This window comes from Chitinivorax sp. PXF-14 (assembly GCF_040812015.1).
Lineage (GTDB): Bacteria > Pseudomonadota > Gammaproteobacteria > Burkholderiales > SCOH01 > JBFNXJ01.
In genome coordinates this window covers 105,052-124,001 of sequence record NZ_JBFNXJ010000011.1, presented here as the reverse complement: position 1 = coordinate 124,001, position 18,950 = coordinate 105,052, and the positions used below count along the sequence as shown (strand labels likewise).

16 protein-coding genes are annotated in these 18,950 nt (G+C 59.8%); 11 read left to right on the top strand and 5 right to left on the bottom strand.

The features are described from left to right. Nucleotides 1-2: 2 nt before the first annotated feature. From ABWL39_RS14220 to ABWL39_RS14210, 3 genes are all read left to right on the top strand, one after another. Complete coding sequence (locus ABWL39_RS14220; protein ID WP_367792396.1) at nt 3-392, top strand: hypothetical protein; 390 nt, start codon at nt 3-5, stop codon at nt 390-392. 30 nt (nt 393-422) lie between these two features. Continuing rightward, complete coding sequence (alaS, locus tag ABWL39_RS14215; RefSeq protein ID WP_367792394.1) at nt 423-3,053, top strand: alanine--tRNA ligase; 2,631 nt, start codon at nt 423-425, stop codon at nt 3,051-3,053. A gap of 124 nt (nt 3,054-3,177) precedes the next feature. After that, nucleotides 3,178-6,672, top strand: a complete 3,495-nt coding sequence (locus ABWL39_RS14210) for an EAL domain-containing protein (protein WP_367792392.1) — start codon at nt 3,178-3,180, stop codon at nt 6,670-6,672. A 178-nt stretch (nt 6,673-6,850) separates the two neighbouring features. On the opposite strand, the gene ABWL39_RS14205 is transcribed toward ABWL39_RS14210, so the two are convergent. Next, nucleotides 6,851-9,619 carry an Rne/Rng family ribonuclease gene (locus ABWL39_RS14205; protein ID WP_367792389.1) on the bottom strand — a complete coding sequence of 923 codons (2,769 nt, stop codon included), beginning with the start codon at nt 9,617-9,619 and terminating at the stop codon, nt 6,851-6,853. A 628-nt stretch (nt 9,620-10,247) separates the two neighbouring features. Here ABWL39_RS14205 and ABWL39_RS14200 point away from each other — a divergent pair. The 5 genes from ABWL39_RS14200 to motD all read left to right on the top strand — a co-directional run bounded on the left by ABWL39_RS14200 (nt 10,248) and on the right by motD (nt 14,031). Continuing rightward, nucleotides 10,248-11,198: an RluA family pseudouridine synthase gene (locus ABWL39_RS14200; protein ID WP_367792386.1), complete on the top strand. Its 951-nt coding sequence runs from the start codon at nt 10,248-10,250 to the stop codon at nt 11,196-11,198. Between the two features lie 8 nt (nt 11,199-11,206). After that, complete coding sequence (locus ABWL39_RS14195) at nt 11,207-11,863, top strand: HAD-IA family hydrolase (RefSeq protein WP_367792383.1); 657 nt, start codon at nt 11,207-11,209, stop codon at nt 11,861-11,863. After that, nucleotides 11,842-12,195, top strand: a complete 354-nt coding sequence (locus tag ABWL39_RS14190; RefSeq protein WP_367792380.1) for a Rieske (2Fe-2S) protein — start codon at nt 11,842-11,844, stop codon at nt 12,193-12,195. Before ABWL39_RS14195 ends, ABWL39_RS14190 begins: the two co-directional genes overlap by 22 nt. A gap of 2 nt (nt 12,196-12,197) precedes the next feature. Then, a complete protein-coding gene (locus ABWL39_RS14185) occupies nt 12,198-13,154 on the top strand; it encodes a S49 family peptidase (RefSeq protein WP_367792377.1) in 957 nt (318 codons plus the stop codon). Nucleotides 13,155-13,218: 64 nt separating this feature from the next. Further along, complete coding sequence (gene motD, locus ABWL39_RS14180) at nt 13,219-14,031, top strand: flagellar motor protein MotD (RefSeq protein WP_367792374.1); 813 nt, start codon at nt 13,219-13,221, stop codon at nt 14,029-14,031. Nucleotides 14,032-14,049: 18 nt separating this feature from the next. Here motD and ABWL39_RS14175 read toward each other — a convergent pair whose 3' ends face one another. From ABWL39_RS14175 to flgA, 3 genes are all read right to left on the bottom strand, one after another. After that, nucleotides 14,050-14,496: a flagella synthesis protein FlgN gene (locus ABWL39_RS14175; protein WP_367792371.1), complete on the bottom strand. Its 447-nt coding sequence runs from the start codon at nt 14,494-14,496 to the stop codon at nt 14,050-14,052. A gap of 9 nt (nt 14,497-14,505) precedes the next feature. Continuing rightward, nucleotides 14,506-14,826, bottom strand: coding sequence for a flagellar biosynthesis anti-sigma factor FlgM (gene flgM / locus ABWL39_RS14170; RefSeq protein WP_367792368.1), 321 nt, complete (start codon nt 14,824-14,826; stop codon nt 14,506-14,508). A 243-nt stretch (nt 14,827-15,069) separates the two neighbouring features. Next, complete coding sequence (gene flgA, locus ABWL39_RS14165; protein ID WP_367792365.1) at nt 15,070-15,774, bottom strand: flagellar basal body P-ring formation chaperone FlgA; 705 nt, start codon at nt 15,772-15,774, stop codon at nt 15,070-15,072. Nucleotides 15,775-15,859: 85 nt separating this feature from the next. Between flgA and ABWL39_RS14160 the strand changes: the two genes are divergently transcribed. Continuing rightward, nucleotides 15,860-16,213, top strand: a complete 354-nt coding sequence (locus ABWL39_RS14160; RefSeq protein WP_367792362.1) for a hypothetical protein — start codon at nt 15,860-15,862, stop codon at nt 16,211-16,213. A 17-nt stretch (nt 16,214-16,230) separates the two neighbouring features. Further along, the gene (locus tag ABWL39_RS14155) at nt 16,231-16,920 is read left to right on the top strand and encodes an SIMPL domain-containing protein (RefSeq protein ID WP_367792358.1); all 690 of its coding nucleotides are present in this window, start codon (nt 16,231-16,233) and stop codon (nt 16,918-16,920) included. 14 nt (nt 16,921-16,934) lie between these two features. Here the strand turns inward: ABWL39_RS14155 and ABWL39_RS14150 are convergent, their stop codons facing one another. Further along, nucleotides 16,935-17,741: a response regulator gene (locus ABWL39_RS14150; protein ID WP_367792355.1), complete on the bottom strand. Its 807-nt coding sequence runs from the start codon at nt 17,739-17,741 to the stop codon at nt 16,935-16,937. Nucleotides 17,742-17,827: 86 nt separating this feature from the next. Here ABWL39_RS14150 and zapE point away from each other — a divergent pair, with 86 nt between their 5' ends. Further along, nucleotides 17,828-18,943, top strand: coding sequence for a cell division protein ZapE (gene zapE / locus ABWL39_RS14145; protein ID WP_367792352.1), 1,116 nt, complete (start codon nt 17,828-17,830; stop codon nt 18,941-18,943). The last annotated feature ends 7 nt before the right edge of the window (nt 18,944-18,950 follow it).

Below are 18,950 nucleotides of genomic sequence, written 5' to 3'. Positions count from 1 at the left end.
CCTTGCCACAGCGTGTCGAAGCCTATGGCAGGCTTGACGGTATCCAGCCCGGTGTGGCGCAGTGCCTTGTGGCAGCGGAGGAAATTGTCGCCAAGAGCCTCAATTTTCAGCAGCTCGATCTGCGAGATCCACTTCAACACCGGCAGCCAAGCTATCTGGGCGCGATCGTTGAGCCATGGGGGAAGAAATTCAGCGATGCCAAGCCGCGTGTGGTGGCATCCGTCGTCAGTTTCAATGTACTCGCCAAGCGCCGGAGTAAATCTGGCGCATGGCAGCCGCTTAGTGTGCGGTGTGGGCTGAATGACTCGAAAGTAGTCGCTTTCGAGTACGGCGCCGCAACCGTTGTACCCGATACGGCAGACGAGGCATTGACGACATCAAGCGTTCAATAAGCATTTTAGGAATAGATCAAGGTTTACCGAATGATAGCCGCCGATATTCGCCAGAAGTTCCTCGACTTTTTCGCCTCAAAAGGCCACCAGGTGGTCGCATCCAGTAGCTTGGTGCCGGGCAATGACCCGACGCTGCTTTTCACCAACGCAGGGATGAATCAGTTCAAGGATGTCTTCCTGGGGTTTGATAAGCGCGCCTATTCCCGGGCGGCTACCTCCCAGAAATGTGTGCGCGCCGGCGGTAAGCACAATGACCTGGAAAACGTTGGCTATACGGCCCGGCATCACACATTTTTCGAAATGCTGGGCAATTTCAGCTTCGGTGACTATTTCAAGCATGACGCCATCAAGTATGCCTGGGAGTTCCTGACATCTCCCGAATGGCTCAACCTTCCGAAAGAGAAGCTATGGGTGACCGTCTACGCGACCGATGACGAAGCCTACGATATTTGGCACAAGGAAGTCGGCATCCCTGCTGAGCGCATGATTCGCATCGGCGACAACAAGGGCGCGCCATATGCGTCCGACAATTTCTGGACCATGGGCGACACCGGCCCGTGTGGCCCATGTACCGAGATTTTCTACGATCACGGCGCCGACATCTGGGGTGGGCCGCCCGGCTCCCCCGAGGAGGATGGGGATCGTTATATCGAGATCTGGAATAACGTCTTCATGCAGTTCAACCGCGACGAAAGCGGTACGCTGCATCCGCTGCCAAAGCCTTCTGTTGATACGGGTATGGGGTTGGAGCGAATTTCGGCGGTATTGCAGCATGTTCATTCCAATTACGAAATCGACCTGTTCCAGACCTTGATCGATGCGGCGCAGTCTGCAACTGGCGCGGCGGATCGGAATAGTCCTTCCCTCAAGGTGATTGCGGACCATATTCGTGCCTGCTCTTTCCTGATCGCTGATGGGGTATTGCCTGCAAACGACGGCCGCGGCTACGTGCTGCGCCGAATCATTCGCAGGGCCATCCGGCACGGATACAAGCTTGGACAAAAAGGCCTGTTCTTCCACAAGCTGGTCCCGACGCTGACTGAGCTGATGGGTGATGCCTACCCAGAACTCAAGGAGAACCAGGGGCGCGTGATGGCAGCCCTGAAGGCCGAAGAGGAGCAGTTTGCCAAAACGCTCGATAACGGCATGGCCTTGCTGGAAGCCGCGCTGGCCGATGGTCAGGCTGAGTTGCCCGGTGAGGTGGCATTCAAGCTCTATGATACCTTCGGCTTCCCTGTCGATCTGACCAACGATATTTGTCGTGAGCGACAAGTGGCCGTCGACATGGCTGAGTTCGAGCGTGAGATGGAGGCCCAGCGAGAGCGGGCCCGAGCGGCGTCTACCTTCAAGATGACGGGAGCCGTCGACTACGATGGCGCCGAGACGTGTTTCGAGGGCTACCTTCGCGCCAGCGTCGACGCAAAGGTGCTGGCACTGTACAAGGGTAACGAGGCGGTTTCGTCGTTGCATGCGGGTGACGAGGGTGTGGTTGTTCTGGACAACACAGCCTTTTACGCCGAAGGTGGCGGTCAGGTTGGCGATGCCGGGGAGATTTCCGCTAACGGCGGCCTGGACGCGCTGTTCGATGTAAGCGACACACAAAAGCTCAAGGCCGCAGTATTTGGCCACATGGGGTGTGTGAGTCGTGGTGTGCTCAAGGTTGGTGACCGCGTTCAGGCCACCATCGATTTGCACAAACGCCAGGCGACTGCGCGTAACCATTCGGCTACCCACTTGCTGCATGCGGCGTTGCGCGAGGTGTTGGGCAAGCACGTTTCGCAAAAGGGCTCGTTGGTGAACCATGAGCGCACGCGTTTCGACTTTGCTCACCCGCAACCCGTTACGGCTGAGGAAATTTCCAGAATCGAGCAGGTGGTAAACCATGTCGCAGCCGCGAACTATGAGGTAACCGCAAGCGTCATGCCATACGACGATGCCATCCGCGCCGGCGCCATGGCGTTGTTTGGCGAGAAATACGGCGATGAAGTCCGTGTCTTGAAAATGGGCCAGTTCTCCACCGAGCTCTGTGGTGGCACACATGTCCACCGTACCGGCGATATCGGCTTCTTCAAGATCGTGGCTGAAGGTGGTGTGGCCGCCGGCGTTCGCCGTATCGAGGCCGTTACCGGAGAGGGCGCGCTTGCCTATGTGCAGGCACAGGAGGCCTTGCTCAAAGAGGCTGCCGGTCTGCTCAAGGCGCAATCTGGCGAAGTGATCGGCAAGATCGTCCAGATTCAGGATAGCTGCAAGGTGCTGGAAAAAGAACTGAATCGCTTGAAGGCCAAGCTGGCCGCAAGCCAGGGTGATGAGCTGCTGGAGTCGGCGGTAGAAATTACCGGCGTGAAGGTGCTGGCGGCCGAGCTGGAGGGCGCGGACAGCACCTCTCTGCGCGAAACCTTGGATAAGCTGAAGGGCAAGCTCGGCAGTGCCGCGGTGGTGCTGGCATCCGTTGCGGACGGAAAGGTGAGTCTGGTTGCCGGGGTAACCGCCAATGCGACCGCCAAGGTCAAGGCGGGTGAGCTGGTTAATTTTGTCGCTCAGCAAGTTGGTGGCAAGGGCGGTGGGCGGCCAGATATGGCACAGGCCGGGGGGACCGACCCCGGCAAGCTGGCCGAGGCTTTGGCCTCGGTGCAGTCCTGGGTAGCTGCTAAGCTGCAGTAATCCGGGCGAGGCGTAGTTTCTTTGCTTTATGGCCGGCGATTCGCCGGCCATTTTTGTCTCTGACGTGTGGCTGAGCTGTCAGCGGCAGGTTTAGGTGTCGTACCATCTAGATGACGAGGTCACGTTGATTCTACACGCCAAGGACGAGCACCCTTCTGCACATTGGATATTTAGCCTGCTCGTGCTGTCATTCTTCATCTCCGTCACTGGCTGGCTGTATTTTTCCTTCGATGTCTTGTTACGGGAGGATGGTGGGCAACCCATCGCACCGCTACCGAACGTACTCTCGGCGGCGGCTGGCTTTGTGGTATCTGGCTGCATGCTGCTCTACCTCTCTTTCCGCCTCAACCAGACGCGGCGCGTATTGGAAGAGCGGGATACCCAATTGCGCGCGGTTTTCGAGTTTTCTTCGAGCGCTATTGCGGTTCTCGAAGAGGGCGTGATTTCCATGGCCAACCCGGCATTTCTATCGATGTTCGGGTATTTCAAAACCGCCGATGCCGTTGGTCAGCGTTTTATCGGCATGGTGGAGTCGGATTGCCAGGACGAGGTCAGCGTATACCTGGATGGTTCGATTGCCCTGGGAGGGGCCGCAGCCGCTCGCCAGTTCAAGGCTAAAAGAAGCAATGCTCGTGTTTTCCATGCGGAACTGGTTGCGAGGCGCCTGCCGGCTTCGCTGAAGAATCGCACTCTGGTCTGGGTGAGCGACGTGTCCGCTCGCATCGAGCACGAAGAGGACCTGCGCAAGTCTGCCGCCTATTACCGGGCGTTGTTCGACGACAACCCACAGATGATGTGTGTGTACGAACGGGGCTCCAACCGGATTCTCGCTGCCAACCGGTCGATGCTGCGCACTTATGGTTACCAGCCTGAAGATATCGAGTCGACATCCATCGATGTGCCGATCGCAGCACACATGCTGCCGATGATGGCCCAACTGCAGTCGTCCGAACATGCAAGCGCGTACGATGCCGGCGTGTGGGAAACCTATAGCCGCGATGGGCGCCAGATCATGGTTGCGGTCACATCCCACGCCGTTGAGTATGGCAAGCTGCAAGCGCGCCTGGTGATCGCAAATGACGTCACCGAAAAGCTTGAGGTCCAGAGGGAGCTGGAAATCAGCAGTGCGCGCCTACGTCAGCTGTTCGATTCGAATATGCTGAGCGTGGCATTTGTTGCTCCGTCGGGATTTATTACCCAGGCCAACGATACCTTCCTTGCCCTGAGCGATCTTGACGCTGCCCAGGTGGCCGCGGGGACTCTCCACTGGAAAGGTATCCTGTCGGTCGATCAAACCGGCGCGGTCCGGCTTATGGAGGATATCTACCGCAGCGGCCATTCCAAACCGCTGGAAATTACGTTGAAGCATCGTGATGGGCGCCAGGTCGAAGCGCTGGCCGGTGGTGCGATGCTGCCCAACGGCGAGGGCATCCTGTTTGCGGTCGACATCAGCGGCCTCAAGCAGATGGAGGATGCGCTCAAGAATAGTGAGCGGCTCTATCGGGGCTTGTTCGACAGCGCGCCGGTTTCTCTGTGGGAAGAAGACCTGTCAGCCGCCATGGCCTATCTCGAACAGCTTGCCAGTGAGCTTGGCGACCAGTTCGAGCACAAGCTGATGTCCGAAATGCAGTACGCCTACGAATTCTGGCGGCGCATTCGCGTGACCAACGTCAATCAGACGACGTTGGACATGTTTGGTGCGCCGAGTAAGGAGGCGCTGCTCTCTCACGTTAGGGACATCCTGACCGATGATGCCTTGCGCGGTTTCGCGCGGATCGGCATCAACCTGCTGCGCGGCTGCCGGTCGTCGTATAACGAAACGACCTATCGCACGCTCGATGGCCGTGAGCTCAACGTGGCGCTGAATTGGAATATGGCATCCGGTGGCGCGCGCTATGACAAATTGCTCGGTGCGCTGATTGACCTGTCACCCATGCGCAAGGCATCGGAGCAGGTGCGCAAGCTGTCCCTGGCGGTTGAGCAGAGTGGCAATATGGTCATCATCGTCGATTCCACGGGGTTGATCGAGTACGTCAATCCGCGCTTCTGTACGACCAGTGGTTTCGAGGCCGACGACGTCGTTGGCCAGAACCTGTCCGTACTCGATACCGAGTCCAGTTCCCATGAAACCTTCGCCCATATGTTCAGGGACATGATGGGCGGGCGCGAATGGCATGGGGAGCTCAATTACCGGCGGCGCAGCGGGGACCTTTACTGGTGCCTGCAGACCGTCGCGCCTGTACGCGACAAGCTGGGCAGGATCACCCACCATGTGATCGTCGCGGAGGACATCAGCGAACGCAAATATGCGGAGAGCACGATCCGCCATCTCGCTTTCTACGATGCCTTGACCCAACTGCCCAACCGACGCTTGTTCCGTGATCGCCTTGAGTTGCTTGCGGCAAGCTCGGTGCGTGAGCAGGTGCCGTTTGGCCTGCTGTACATGGACCTGGACCGATTCAAGATGGTCAACGACACCCTCGGTCACGCGGTAGGGGACAGGCTGCTGGAAACGGTGTCGCATCGGATGCAGCAGGTGTTGCGCCGGGGTGACACACTGGCACGCCTGGGGGGCGATGAGTTTGCCCTGATCGTACCCGAGGTGCCGCATGAGGATTATCTGGTCAATGTGGCGGAGAAGCTGCACCAGGCTGTGCGGCTGCCGATGGAGATCGATGGCCACAACCTGTTCGTTTCAGTCAGCATCGGCATTGCCTTGTACCCGAACGATGCTGACGATATCGACGTACTGATCCGCAATGCCGATGTGGCGTTATACCGAGCCAAGGAGATCGGGCGTGACGCCTACCAGTTCTATCGCAGCGACATGAATGCCCGGGCGATGGAGCGCCTGATGCTCGAGCAGCGTTTACGTGGTGCGATAGAACGCGATGAATTCGTGTTGTACTACCAACCCCAGATTGCCTTGGCGACGAGGCAGATTGTCGGCCTCGAGGCCTTGGTCCGATGGTCTTCTCCTGTGCTGGGCCTGGTGCCGCCCAACGATTTCATCCCCTTGGCGGAAGAAACCGGCCTGATCGTCCCGATCGGCGAGTGGGTGTTGCGCACCGCCTGCACGCAGATGGCTGCCTGGCAGGCATCCGGCCTGGCCCCGGCTTCCATGGCCGTGAATTTGTCCGCACGGCAGTTTCATCTGAAGCATGTCGACCGGACCATCATGGGTATTCTGGAGGAGACCGGGCTTGATCCTGCATTGTTGGACCTGGAAATTACCGAGAGCACGGCCATCATCAAGCCGGAGGACACCTGCCACACGTTGGGCCGGCTGAAGGCCGTGGGGGTGCGGATATCGATGGATGATTTCGGGACGGGCTATTCCAGCCTGAGCTACCTGAAAACCTACCCGCTCGATGTGATCAAGATCGACCGCTCCTTTGTGCGCGATATTGATTCCGATCCAAACGACGCGGCCCTGGTCAGCGCCATCATTGCCATGGCCCATGGCCTGAACCTCGAGGTGCTGGGGGAGGGGATTGAAACCCAAGCCCAGTGCGACTTCCTGCTCGCCCGCGGCTGTACTGTCGGCCAGGGGTTTCTGTTCGGTCAACCGATGACGGCACAAGAAATCGAGCTGCTGCTGAAAGAAGGGGCAGTGTAGGCCCACTTCAATCGAGATGGTGTCGTTGCGCATCGCCGTTGGCTGGCGGTAGTCGAATGCTACGGAAAATACCCAGGTGACTTGGGGTAATAGGCTGGATATCCAAGAGTAGAAGCAAAAAAAGAGGGGCTTACGCCCCCCTTTTTCATTGCTGCAGCATTGACCACTCAATCATGGATCAAGCTTGATCGCCTTGATGCGTCTCGATTTGTACCAGCGGCTCGTTGCTGCTTGCTGCCGGTGCTGCACGGTGTTGGCGTGTCGGGCGATGCGGGGCCTCCTCCGCGGGGACCGATGCTGCCGCCGCGTCTGAGGCCGTCTCGATCTGCACCAGCTCAACCGCTTCTGCGCTTACCTGTTCGCGACGGGCGCGACGGCGGCGCTGCTGCGGCGCTGCTGCAGGTGCTTCCGCTGTCGACTCAGTCTGAGCGACTTCGACGCGCGTTGCCACTTGAACCAGGCCGACTTCTTCCGGGGCTGCCACTTCAATTGCCGGTTTTGCTGCTGGCGCCTCTACCTTACGCGGCTCCCGACGAGGGGCTTCTGCTTCTGTCACGGCGGGAGTGCTACGCTCCTGGGCCGGCTGTGCTACTGGCTGGGCTTCCACATCAGTTGCACGCGCTTCGACCGCTTCAACGGCGCGAGGTGCGGCAGCGATTGCCTCGGCACCGGCCGATACGGTGGTAGTAGGACTGTTGGCTGTTGGAGTGGATTCAGTCTGCTCTACCGCCATGCCCGGGTCAGTCGGCTGCTGGGCTTGACCAGCACTTTCCGGACGGGTGTCGTCGCGACGATCGCGGCGGCCACGACGGCGACGGCTGCGGCCTTCGCCACCTTCATCCTGAACGGCCGCCGCCGATTGAGTATCGACCGCCATTTCCGGTTGATTCTCTGCTACCGGCTTGGGAGCCTGCGGCTGGCGCGGAGGACGAGGTTGGCGCTGCTGCGATTGCGGCTTGTCTGCCTGTTGCTCCTTGCGCTCACCTTCGGGACGTTCACGACGCTCTTGCTGACGTTGGCGCTGGTTTTGCTGGTCTTCTTCGATGCGCGGCTTGCTGGAACCGCGGCGCTCGGACTGGCGTTCACCTTCGGGGCGCTCGCGGCGCTCTTGGCGTTCTCCACGATCTTGACGCTCGCCACGTTCCTGACGTTCACCCTTATCCTGACGGTCATTGCGACGTTCACGACGTTGCTGCTGTTGCAGTGCCTTGGCCGGTTGGGGTTTGACTTCCTCCTGCACTGGGGCTTCCGGCTCGCCACGGAACCAGCCCAGAATGCGCTGGATCAGGCCCGGCTTGCTCTCGATCTTCGGCTGTACCGGTTGCGCAGTGGCAACGGGGGCCGGTTGTGCCGGTGTGATGCCCTTGACGGCTGCTTCCTGGCGGGGTTTGGCCTTCTCCTGATCATGTTTGTAGCCAGCTTCTTCCGCCGGCTGCTCCATCATCTTGTAGGAGGGCTGGATGTCTTCTGCGTGATTGAGGTCGTCGTGACGCAGCCTGATGATGCTGTAATTCGGTGTTTCGAGGTGGATGTTGGGGATCAACACCACGTTAACCTTCAACCGGGCTTCGATCGCGTAGATTTCCGCACGCTTCTCGTTGAGCAGGAAGGTCGCAACGTCGACGGGCACCTGAGCATGTACGGCGGCGCTGTTCTCCTTCATCGCCTCTTCCTGGATGATGCGCAGGATGTGCAATGCCGAGGACTCGGTGCCGCGGATAAAACCGGTGCCGTGGCAGCGTGGGCAAGGAATGTGGCTGGTCTCGCCAAGGCTCGGCTGCAGGCGCTGGCGCGACAGCTCTAGCAGGCCAAAGCGCGAAATCTTGCCGATCTGAACGCGCGCGCGATCGTGGCGCAGCGCGTCCTTGAGGCGGCTTTCCACTTCGCGCTGGTTCTTGCTGCTTTCCATGTCGATGAAATCGATCACGATCAGGCCGCCGAGGTCGCGCAGGCGCAGCTGGCGTGCGATTTCATCGGCCGCCTCGAGGTTGGTGCGCACTGCCGTCTCTTCGATGTCGCTGCCCTTGGTGGCGCGCGCCGAGTTGACGTCGATCGACACCAAGGCCTCGGTGTGGTCGATCACGATGGCACCACCGGACGGCAGCGGTACTTCGCGCGAGTAGGCGGTTTCGATCTGGTGTTCGATCTGGAAGCGCGAGAACAGCGGCACGTCGTCGCGGTACAGCTTGACGCGATTGACACTGCCGGGCATCACGTGACTCATGAACTGATGTGCCTGCTCGTGAATGAGCTCGGTATCGATCAGGATTTCGCCGATGTCGGGCTGGTAGTAGTCGCGAATGGCGCGAATCACCAGGCTGCCTTCCTGGTAAATCAGGAACGGGCCGCTCTGTGCCCCTGCCGCGCCTTCAATCGCGCGCCACAGTTGCAGCAGGTAGTTGAGGTCCCACTGCAGTTCTTCGAGGTTGCGGCCGATGCCCGCGGTACGTGCGATGATCGACATGCCGCCAGGAACTTCCAGCTGAGCCATCAGGTCACGCAGCTCGTTGCGGTCCTCGCCCTCGATGCGGCGCGAGACGCCACCGCCACGTGGATTGTTGGGCATCAGCACAAGGTAACGGCCGGCCAGGCTGACGAACGTCGTCAGTGCTGCCCCCTTGTTGCCGCGCTCGTCCTTTTCAACCTGGACGATGACTTCCATGCCTTCTCGTAGAACGTCCTGGATACGGGCGCGACCTTCGTATTCGCCCTGGAAATAGGAGCGTGCAACTTCCTTGAATGGGAGAAAACCGTGGCGCTCGGTGCCATAGTCGACAAAGGCTGCTTCGAGGCTGGGCTCGATGCGCGTGATCACGCCCTTGTAGATATTGCTCTTGCGTTGTTCCTTGCCAACGGTTTCGATATCGAAGTCGATGAGCTTCTGCCCATCGACGATGGCGACCCGAAGCTCTTCAGCTTGGGTTGCATTGAATAGCATGCGCTTCATGGTTTTGTTTTAAGTATCCATGCGCGCTTCAGGCGAGGTGGAACGGCAGCGGGAAAGCGGTGCGTCACGCACGGCAAACCACGAAAACAGCATGACCGACAAAGCAACGGGTGATGCGCACTGTTTGAGCGGCGCGGTGGCGCCGTTGCGCATCACGAGAACAAAGAACGAGCGTAAGCGTTGTGACGGCTGTCTAATTCCAGTCGGTGGTAATGGGCTGTCGTGGTTGGGTTGAAATCCCGAATCAGATTAAAACTACTGGCCAGTCAACGTCGCAGGCTGGTTGGCCTGCGCCGGAAAATCCACATGTGCTTAAAGCGCGCAAATCAAGTACTATCACTGCTTTTGGGGTGAGTGACTTAACCAGTGTGTGCGGTCTGTGCCATTGATCGAATTTTTCGGCATGGCTTCGAGTACCGCCCCGCGATGCGTCGCGGAAGCTTGCTGCAAGAAGAAAAACTTGGGGCAAGCAGGCTGGCACTGCCGGCTGATGCCGAACGCCGATATGAGGCACAATCCGTCCCGGCTGTTGCGCGATCTTTGGTGATGTCGCGCGGCTCGGACTTTAAAGAAAAGGCGTGTTTGACGCCGCTGTCGATCCATTGACAGCAAGCGCAGTATAAGCAATATGACTGACATTCGCAAAGATTCCGTCACACTGTTGACTATCGCGGAAGAGGGCGATGGGCAACGGGTGGACAACTACCTGATCCGACTGCTCAAGGGGGTACCCAAGAGCCATATCTACCGCATCATCCGAGGCGGCGAAGTCAGGGTGAACAAGGGACGGGTAGCCCAGACCTATCGCCTGCAGCTTGGAGACTTGCTACGAGTACCCCCGATTCGCCTGTCGAGCGAGCCGACGGCAGAGCGGGCGACGCCATTTCAGCGCGTCAACTTTTCCGTCCTGTACGAAGACGACGCCATTCTTGCCATCGACAAGCCGGCCGGTATGGCCGTGCATGGCGGGAGTGGCATCAGCCGCGGCGTGATCGAACAGCTGCGTGCCCAGCACCCCGAGTACAAGTTTCTCGAGCTCGTGCACCGTCTTGATCGCGAGACCTCCGGTGTGTTGCTGTTGGCCAAGAAGCGTTCTGCGCTGATTGCCCTGCATGAGGCGATTCGTGAAAATCGAACCGATAAGCGTTATCTGACGCTGGTCAGCGGCGGCTGGAGCAATCAACGGCAGAGCGTCAAGCTGCCGCTGCTCAAGTATGTGACGGCCGACGGCGAGCGCCGCGTATCGGTCAACGCCGAGGGGCAGGCATCGCATACAGTATTCAACTTGCAGCGCAGTTTGCCGCAATTCAGTTTGCTTGAAGCGGAACTCAAGACTGGCCGCACACATCAGATTCGTGTGCACCTGTCGCATCTTGGCTTCCCGATTGCCGGTGACGACAAGTATGGTGATTTTACGCTGAACAAGCAGTTGGCCCGCCAGGGGCTGAAGCGGATGTTCCTGCATGCCTGGCGCTTATCGTTCATGCATCCGTTGTCCGGCCAGCCGTTGTCGTTGGAGGCGCCGCTGCCGCCCGAGCTTGCCAGTTTTCTGGCCAGCCTGGATCAACCGTCGGCCTGAGGTGAGCCATGCCCGCCCGCTATGATCTATTGGTTTTTGACTGGGATGGTACGTTGATGGATTCGACGGCCACCATCGTCAGTGCCTTGCAGCTTGCGTTTGAAGAGATTGGCAAGCCCGCGCCGAGTGCGCAACAGGCGCGACATGTGATCGGGCTGGGTTTGTCCGAAGCCATGCAGTATCTCGACAATTCGCTGACCGCCGAAGATCTGCGCGGCGTGGTCGACGCGTATCGCCACCACTACCTGGCGCAGGATGGCCGTATTACCTTGTTCGACGGCGTGGCGGAGGCGCTCGACCGATATCGCCAGGCCGGGTTCTGGCTCGCCGTGGCAACGGGCAAGAGCCGGCGTGGCCTGGATCGCGTGCTGGAGGTTACGGGGCTCGGCGATGTGTTCGACATCACGCGCTGTGCTGATGAGACGTTCTCCAAGCCCCACCCCGAGATGCTGGAGCAGATCATGGGATATACCGGCGTGGCGCCGGAGCGCACCCTGATGGTCGGCGATACCACGCACGATTTGCAGCTGGCCCGCAATGCCAGGGCGGACGGCTTTGCCGTGAGCTACGGTGCACACCCACTCGATGAATTGCTGGCTTGCGAGCCGGTCGGCCATGCCGCGACGTTTATGGAGCTTGATGTATGGCTGAGCCTGAACGCCTGATTTGCCCGTCTGACCTGTTGCCAAACGGCGGCAAGGGAATCCGCTTTCAAGTCGAAACCTATGGTCTGACGCGCAATGCATTTGCCGTGCGCTATCAGGGCAAGGTGTATGCCTATGTGAATGAATGCGCTCACGTCCCTGTCGAGCTGGATTGGAACGAGGGCGATTTCTTCGACCTTTCCGGCCTTTATCTTGTTTGTGCAACACACGGCGCGTACTATGCGCCCGAGAGCGGGGTCTGCCTCGGCGGGCCGTGCAAGGGGCGATCCCTTGTCAAGCTGAATGTCGTCGAGCGTGACGGACATGTGTATCTGATAAACCCTCAGGATTGATCATGGCGGAAGGTAATAACTGGGAACGCGAAGTGCTGGAGAAGCTGGTGATGGCGTCGCTCAAGGAGCAGCGCAAGACCCGTGGCTGGAATGTCTTCTTCCGCTTTCTCGGCTTTGGGTTCGTATTTCTGGTGTTTGCCGCCGCGATGGGATGGGTCGGGGGTAAGGCCGATGACGGCATGAGCGACGTGATCGGTCATGGTTCCCACACCGCGGTGGTCGAGCTGAATGGCGAGATCGGCCCCAATACGCGTGCCAGTGCCGATATCGTGAACGAGGGATTGCGCAACGCCTTCAAGGACAAGCGCACCAAGGGTGTCATCCTGCGCGTGAACAGCCCCGGCGGCAGCGCGGTGCAGGCGGGGCAGATCTATGAGGAAATCCGGCGTCTGCGTGCGAAATATCCAAATATCCCGATCTATACGGTGGTCGACGATATGTGCGCATCGGGTGGCTATTACGCTGCAGTCGCGACGGACAAGATTTTTGTCGACAGGGCCAGCTTGATTGGCTCCATCGGCGTGCTGATGAACGGCTTCGGCTTTACCGGCACCATGGAAAAGCTCGGCATCGAGCGCCGGCTGCTGACCGCTGGCAAGAACAAGGGTTTCCTGGATCCGTTCTCGCCGCTCAGCTCGGACCAGCAGGCTTATGCCAAGCAGATGCTGGAGCAAATCCATCAGCAGTTCATCGCCTCGGTCAAACTGGGGCGTGGCAAGCGCCTGCAGGAGACGTCCGACACTTTCTCCGGCCTGATCTGGAATGGCGAGCAGGGCGTCAAGATGGGGCTGGCCGACGGCTTTGGCAGTGTCGACTATGTTGCCCGGGATGTGATCAAGGCCGAAGAGTTGGTCGATTTCACACCCAAGGAGAACTGGGCTGACCGTTTCGCCAAGGGGATCGGTGCGAGCGCTGCCAGTCAGTTGCCGCTCTCGAAGACCGGGATTTCCATCCAGTAAGAATGATCTGTACGGTGTGCCGGTGCCGTTGCACACCGATGACGTTACCTGAAAGGTGGCTGGCATGGCACGCAAACGCAAGCACGAAGAGCACGAAAACCACGAGCGATGGTTGGTGTCCTACGCTGACTTCATTACCCTGCTGTTTGCGTTTTTTGTCGTGATGTACGCCATTTCGCAAGTCAATGAAGGCAAGTATCGTGTTTTGTCCGATTCGTTGATCAACGCCTTTCGGAATCAGTCCACCAGCAGCATGCAGACCCAGGTTGGCTCCATCAGCGGCAGTGCTGGAGCCATGGTGCAAAAGGGGGCGATCCTCACCGGAACACCGCCCAAGGTTGCGAGCGCCAAGCAGCGCGCAGTCGAGTTGAAGATGCGCAATATCGCGACCGATATGCAGAAGGTGCTTGCCCCCTTGATCAAGGAGGGCCGTGTGCGGGTCACTGAGACGCCGCGCGGTATCGCGGTCGAGATCAATGCGAGTGTCTTGTTCGCCTCAGGCCAGGCGGATTTGCAGACAAACTCGATGGCGGTACTGACCGAGGTTGCCAGGCTGCTGGGGCCAGTGGACAACCTGATTCTGGTCGAGGGGCACACCGATACGGTACCGATCAACTCCTATCAATTTCCCTCGAACTGGGAGCTGTCCGGTGCGCGTGCGAGCAGCGTCGTGCGCTTGTTTGTTGCCAATGGCGTGACGCCGGACAGAATCACCGTCATTGGCCGCGCGGACACCAAACCTATCGCTGGCAATGAGACGGAAGAGGGGCGTCAGCGCAATCGTCGTGTAACGGTCAATATCCTCGCCGACAACAAGGAACAGGTAACCGAGCTACCTGAATTTCATTTGACCCCGACGGCGCCTGCCGCTCAGTAATCGGGATGAGGTGTTGGCTCAGGCCGAGCCAAGCGGCCTGCCGCCGCTGCCGCCTTGCGGCTGGCCATCGGGGCCGTAGGTGGGATTCTGGCCGCCTGCTTGCTGCAGGATTGCCAACGCATCGCGGGTGTTGTTCAGGCGACGGTTGATGATCTGGCCATTCAATTGGTTGAGTTCCGCTGCACGCTTGGCGGCCTGCTTCAGAGACTCCCAGGCCTTCGCCAGGGCGCCACTGCCTTCCAGCAACTCACGTTGAGCGTTGGTGTCGTCCGGCAGCCATGCTGCACGTGCCTGCGCCAGGCGGCCTAGGTGTTGGGTCAGCGCTTCCTTGCGATCGGCCAGTGCCGGTAGCCGGGTCGCATCACCTTGCGCCAGGCAGATATTTTCTTCTTCGAGCAGGGCAATCAGGGCATCGACGCTGGCATGTTCTTCATGCAGCGCCGCGAGACGGGCAGCGGGTTCCATGCGGGGCGCTTATTCCTTGCGTTCGGACAGAAGCTCTTTCACGCTGGCCACAAGCTTGTCGGCAATGGCATCCGGATTGATCTTGAAGCGGCCATCTGCAATGGCCTGGCGGATTTCGGCCACGCGAGCGGAGTCCACCACCGGCTGGCTGCCGAGCGAGCCTTCCAGAGCCTGCATGCGTAGCGAGGTCGAGGTCAATTCGACGCTATCAGCGGTCTTGTCGACTTGCCCTGAGGTCGAGGCCTTGCTGTCGGCAGCGGCCGGCAAGCGGCCTTGGCCGGCTTTGCCGACGGTGGGCTGAATGGGCTTGCCTGTGTTATCGACTTTCAAGATCGTACTCCACTTCAAGAATCTGGCATTCGTCGCTGACGATTTGCCAAACGGTTTGTCTCTGACTGACATATCGGCACGTCAGCGCAGAACTTTAGGCTCATTTTGCCCAAACCGTTGGGGGGCTGCAAGGGCTGGTCGGCGCGCCCTTTGGCTACTGTCCGGGGTTTTGTGGCAGAGGCTATGCCCAGGCAGCAGGCTAGGCAAAACGAGGCGGCCAGCGGGGCTGGTCAGCGCCTTGCCTCACGGGCTTGCAAGCACCTCGCCGGGCCCTTGGGCGACCCCCTGCACGACCTGGCCCGATGCCGTGCGCACGGCGACGTTCTGGCCGACGGCAGCCTGCCCCAGTGCGCGCGCCTCGGTGCTGACTTGGAAGCCTTCGCCGTTGACGCGCAGCTTGACGATCTGGCCTGCCTGGATGACCAGTGGGGCGCGCAGCATGTCCGCCCGTAGCGGCAGGCCGGCCGCGATGCCGACGATAGGCTGGCGGCCGATGGCCTGTTGTGGTGACGTCAGCACGCCACTGGGCATGCCTTCCTGATCGAGTCTGCGGCTACCGAGATCGTCTGCGGCGATAAGTTGGCCTGCGCGCAAGGGGTGTGCGGCGATCACCACGTCCATCGACAGGCTGACCTGGATGGGAATGTTGATGCTCCAGGCCGTCGGGCCGTTGCAGCGGACGCCAACGAAGCTGCGCCCGATCAGCTTGCCGCCTGACGGCAGGAAGGCTTCGAGTTGCGAGCATTGCGGCAGGTAGAGCTTGGGGTCGAGATGCGTGATACTCAGTCGTGCGTCGCTGCCTTCGAGCTGTTGGCGTGCAAAGCGTTCGGCGGTGCGCTCGATGCTGGCAACGTCCTGGCGCGCGTTGCCGGCGGCTTGAATGTGGCTGGCGAAGACAATCAGCCACAGGGTGGCCAAGGCCTGCAGCAGGCGCTGGAAATCATGCATGGCGGGATTGTAACCGAATAGGAGCGCGGTTCTGCGCATGCTATGCTGGGCATACGATAGCGAACACCGATGCGAGGCCCCAATTATGTACGTGATTGACCGTAATGTCGTCGTGATCAAGCCCAAGCAGGCCTTTCTGGATTGGCTCAACAAGCTGCCTGAAAACGATGTGCAGCTGGCACTCGACAATTTGCGCGCGGATTGCACTGTGTTGTTGATCCCTGAGTTCGAGGAGCCGGAAGAGGCCGTGTCCTACATCGACGACATGCATGAACAGATTTTCGAGGCGGAACTTGGTTCCTGGTGCAGTGACCAAGCGTTGTGGCCGCGAGAGCGCAACCTCAAGACCTTCTGGGAATGGTTCGAGATCGAGGTGCACACCATGGTGGTGGATACGCTCGACGAGGATGTGCCGCCAACGCCACACGACGTCCACTAATTTTTGCCGGAGGCCCGATGCGTAAACTGTTTGCCGTTCTTGTTCCATGCCTGCTGTCCGTGACGGCCCATGCCGAGGCGCTCAACTACAGAGTGATCAACCTGCAGGCCGATGCGCGCCGTGAGGTGCCGAACGACCTGATGGAAGTGTCGATGTTCGCCGAGCAGAACGACACTGATGCGCCGCGGTTGTCGGCCAACCTGAACAAGACCATGGGCGAGGCCAAGCGTATTGCTGCGGCCTATCCGAAGATCAAGTTCTCGTCGGGCGACAACCAGACCTACCCGGTCTACGACAACAAGAACCGTGCATCGGGCTGGCGTGGCCGCACCGAGGCCAAGCTCGAATGCCGTGACTTCAAGCAGTGTGCCGAGCTGATCGGCAAGTTGCAGGCGGTGTTGCAGGTTGGACAGTGGGAGTTCTCCGTGGCGCCGGAAACACGCCGTGCCGTCGAGAATGAGCTGATCGGCGATGCCCTGCAGGCCTTCGAGCAGCGCGCCGAGATCGTGCGTAAATCGCTGAAGGCAAAAGCGTACAAGGTCGTCAACCTCAATGTCGGTGGCGATGGCAACCCGCCACCACGGCCTGTTTACGCCAAGCGCATGTTCGCCATGGCGGCGGCCGAGGCGGCGCCCGCCCCGGTGGCGGAGGGCGGTAGCGGCAGCATTGTCGTCAACGTCAACGGCAGCATCCAGCTCGTCGACTGAGTTGTCTGGCGGGATCAGCCAGACGCCAGCATCTTGGCGATGAGGTCGCGCACGATGCGCGGATCGAAGGGCTTGTCGCAGATGGCCGAAACCCCCGCCTGTTCCACTGCGGCCAGGCGCTGCTGATTGCTTTCGCTGGAGACCATGAGAATGGGCACTGACGATTGCCCGCTTTGCCCGCGGATGTATTCGGTCAGCGCCTGCCCGTCCATCTCGGGCATGTTGTAGTCGGTCACGACCAGATCGTAGAACTCATGCTCGATCAGGCTGATCGCCTCGCGCCCGTTGCCTGCCTCGTCGATACGTTGAATGCCCAGTTGCTGCAGGATGTGCTTGATGTAGCCGCGAGCGGTGAGGCTGTCGTCGACGAGTAGCACGCGCAGGTGTTCGATCATGATGTGCTCGGTGTCGAGCCGCAGCAGGTGCGGATCGAGGTAATCGAGCGTCGTCAGTAGGGCGTTTTGCAACTGCTGCGTGGAAAAGGGCTTGGGCAGGATCGCGATGGTGCCGGCCTGGCGGATCGGGTCGAGGTAGCGCGGCTGCGTTTCGCTCGACATCAGGATGAAAGCTGTGGTGCGCAGTACCGTGTCGGCCCGCATCGCATAGACCACGTCGGTGCCGGTCATGTCGGGCAGGTAGAGCGCGCTGACCACCAGGTCCGGCGGGTCGCTGCGCATGGCGGCAAGTGCCGCCTGGCCTGTCTCGAAGCGGATGATGTGGGTGATACCGAGCCCTTCCAGATAGCCCAGCAGTACCTTCAGCTGCACGCCCGAGGGCTCGATCAGTACGATCTTGAGATCGACCAGATTCGTGATATTCATGCGTCTCCCCGTTATAATTGGCGCCTTCCTTCTTCTTACTTAAAGACAGTCTGCGCGCATTTTGCAAGGCTGACTGATTCCCTTCCATGTCGCAACACGTATTTTCTCCTGATACCGATGGCAATATGTCCCCGGCGCAGTGGTATGCCGCGGCCAGTCAGCGCGAGGGTTTCATCGCCGATGCGGCTCAGGCCAACGCCATCGAGCATTTGCAAAAGCTGTACGAGGAATTGCTGGAGTTCAGGCGCAAGCGGCATCGGCCATTCGGCAAGCTGTTGCCGACGCCGGATATTCCGCGCGGGCTGTATTTCTGGGGTGGCGTCGGGCGGGGCAAGAGCTTTCTGATGGACTCGTTCTATGCCTGCGTGCCGTACAAGCGCAAGGTACGCCAGCATTTCCACCACTTCATGCAGCAGGTGCATGCCGAGCTGCGGACCTTGAAGAACGAGCCCGACCCGTTGCAGATCGTGGCCGAGCGCTTGGCCAAGAAATACCGCCTGCTCTGTTTCGACGAATTCCATGTATCCGACATCGCCGATGCGATGATTCTCGGGCGCCTGCTGACGGCCTTGTTCGAGCTCGGCGTGGTGATCGTGATGACCTCCAATTACGAGCCGGACGGCCTCTACCCGAATGGGCTGCAGCGGGTGAACTTCCTGCCGACGATCAAGCTGCTCAAGGACAACCTGACCATCGTCAATGTCGATGGCGGCAACGATTACCGCTTGCGCAGCCTGCAGAAGATAGAAACCTATCTGACGCCGATCGACGATGCCACCCAGGGCAAGCTGACCTTTGCCTTCAACGAAGTGGCCAGTGCGCCCGACTTGAAGCCCGAGCTGACCATCGACGGCCGCAAGATCAAGTGCGTGCGCCACACGCCCGGCGTGGTCTGGTTCGATTTCCAGCAGATCTGCGGTGGCCCGCGCGCGCAGACCGACTACCTGGAGATCGCACGTGAGTATTCCACTGTGATCGTCGCCGATGTGCCGAGGCTCAGCGCGGCCCAAGCCTCCGAGGCACGCCGTTTCACCTGGCTGGTGGACGTGTTCTATGACAGCCGCGTCAAACTGATCCTGTCGGCCGCCGTGCCGGCCGAGGAGATTTACACCGAAGGTGTGCAGTCGGGCGAATTCTTCCGCACCGCCAGCCGCCTGCAGGAAATGCAGACCGCTGAATACCTGGGGCTGGCCCACCGCTGAGGCGGCC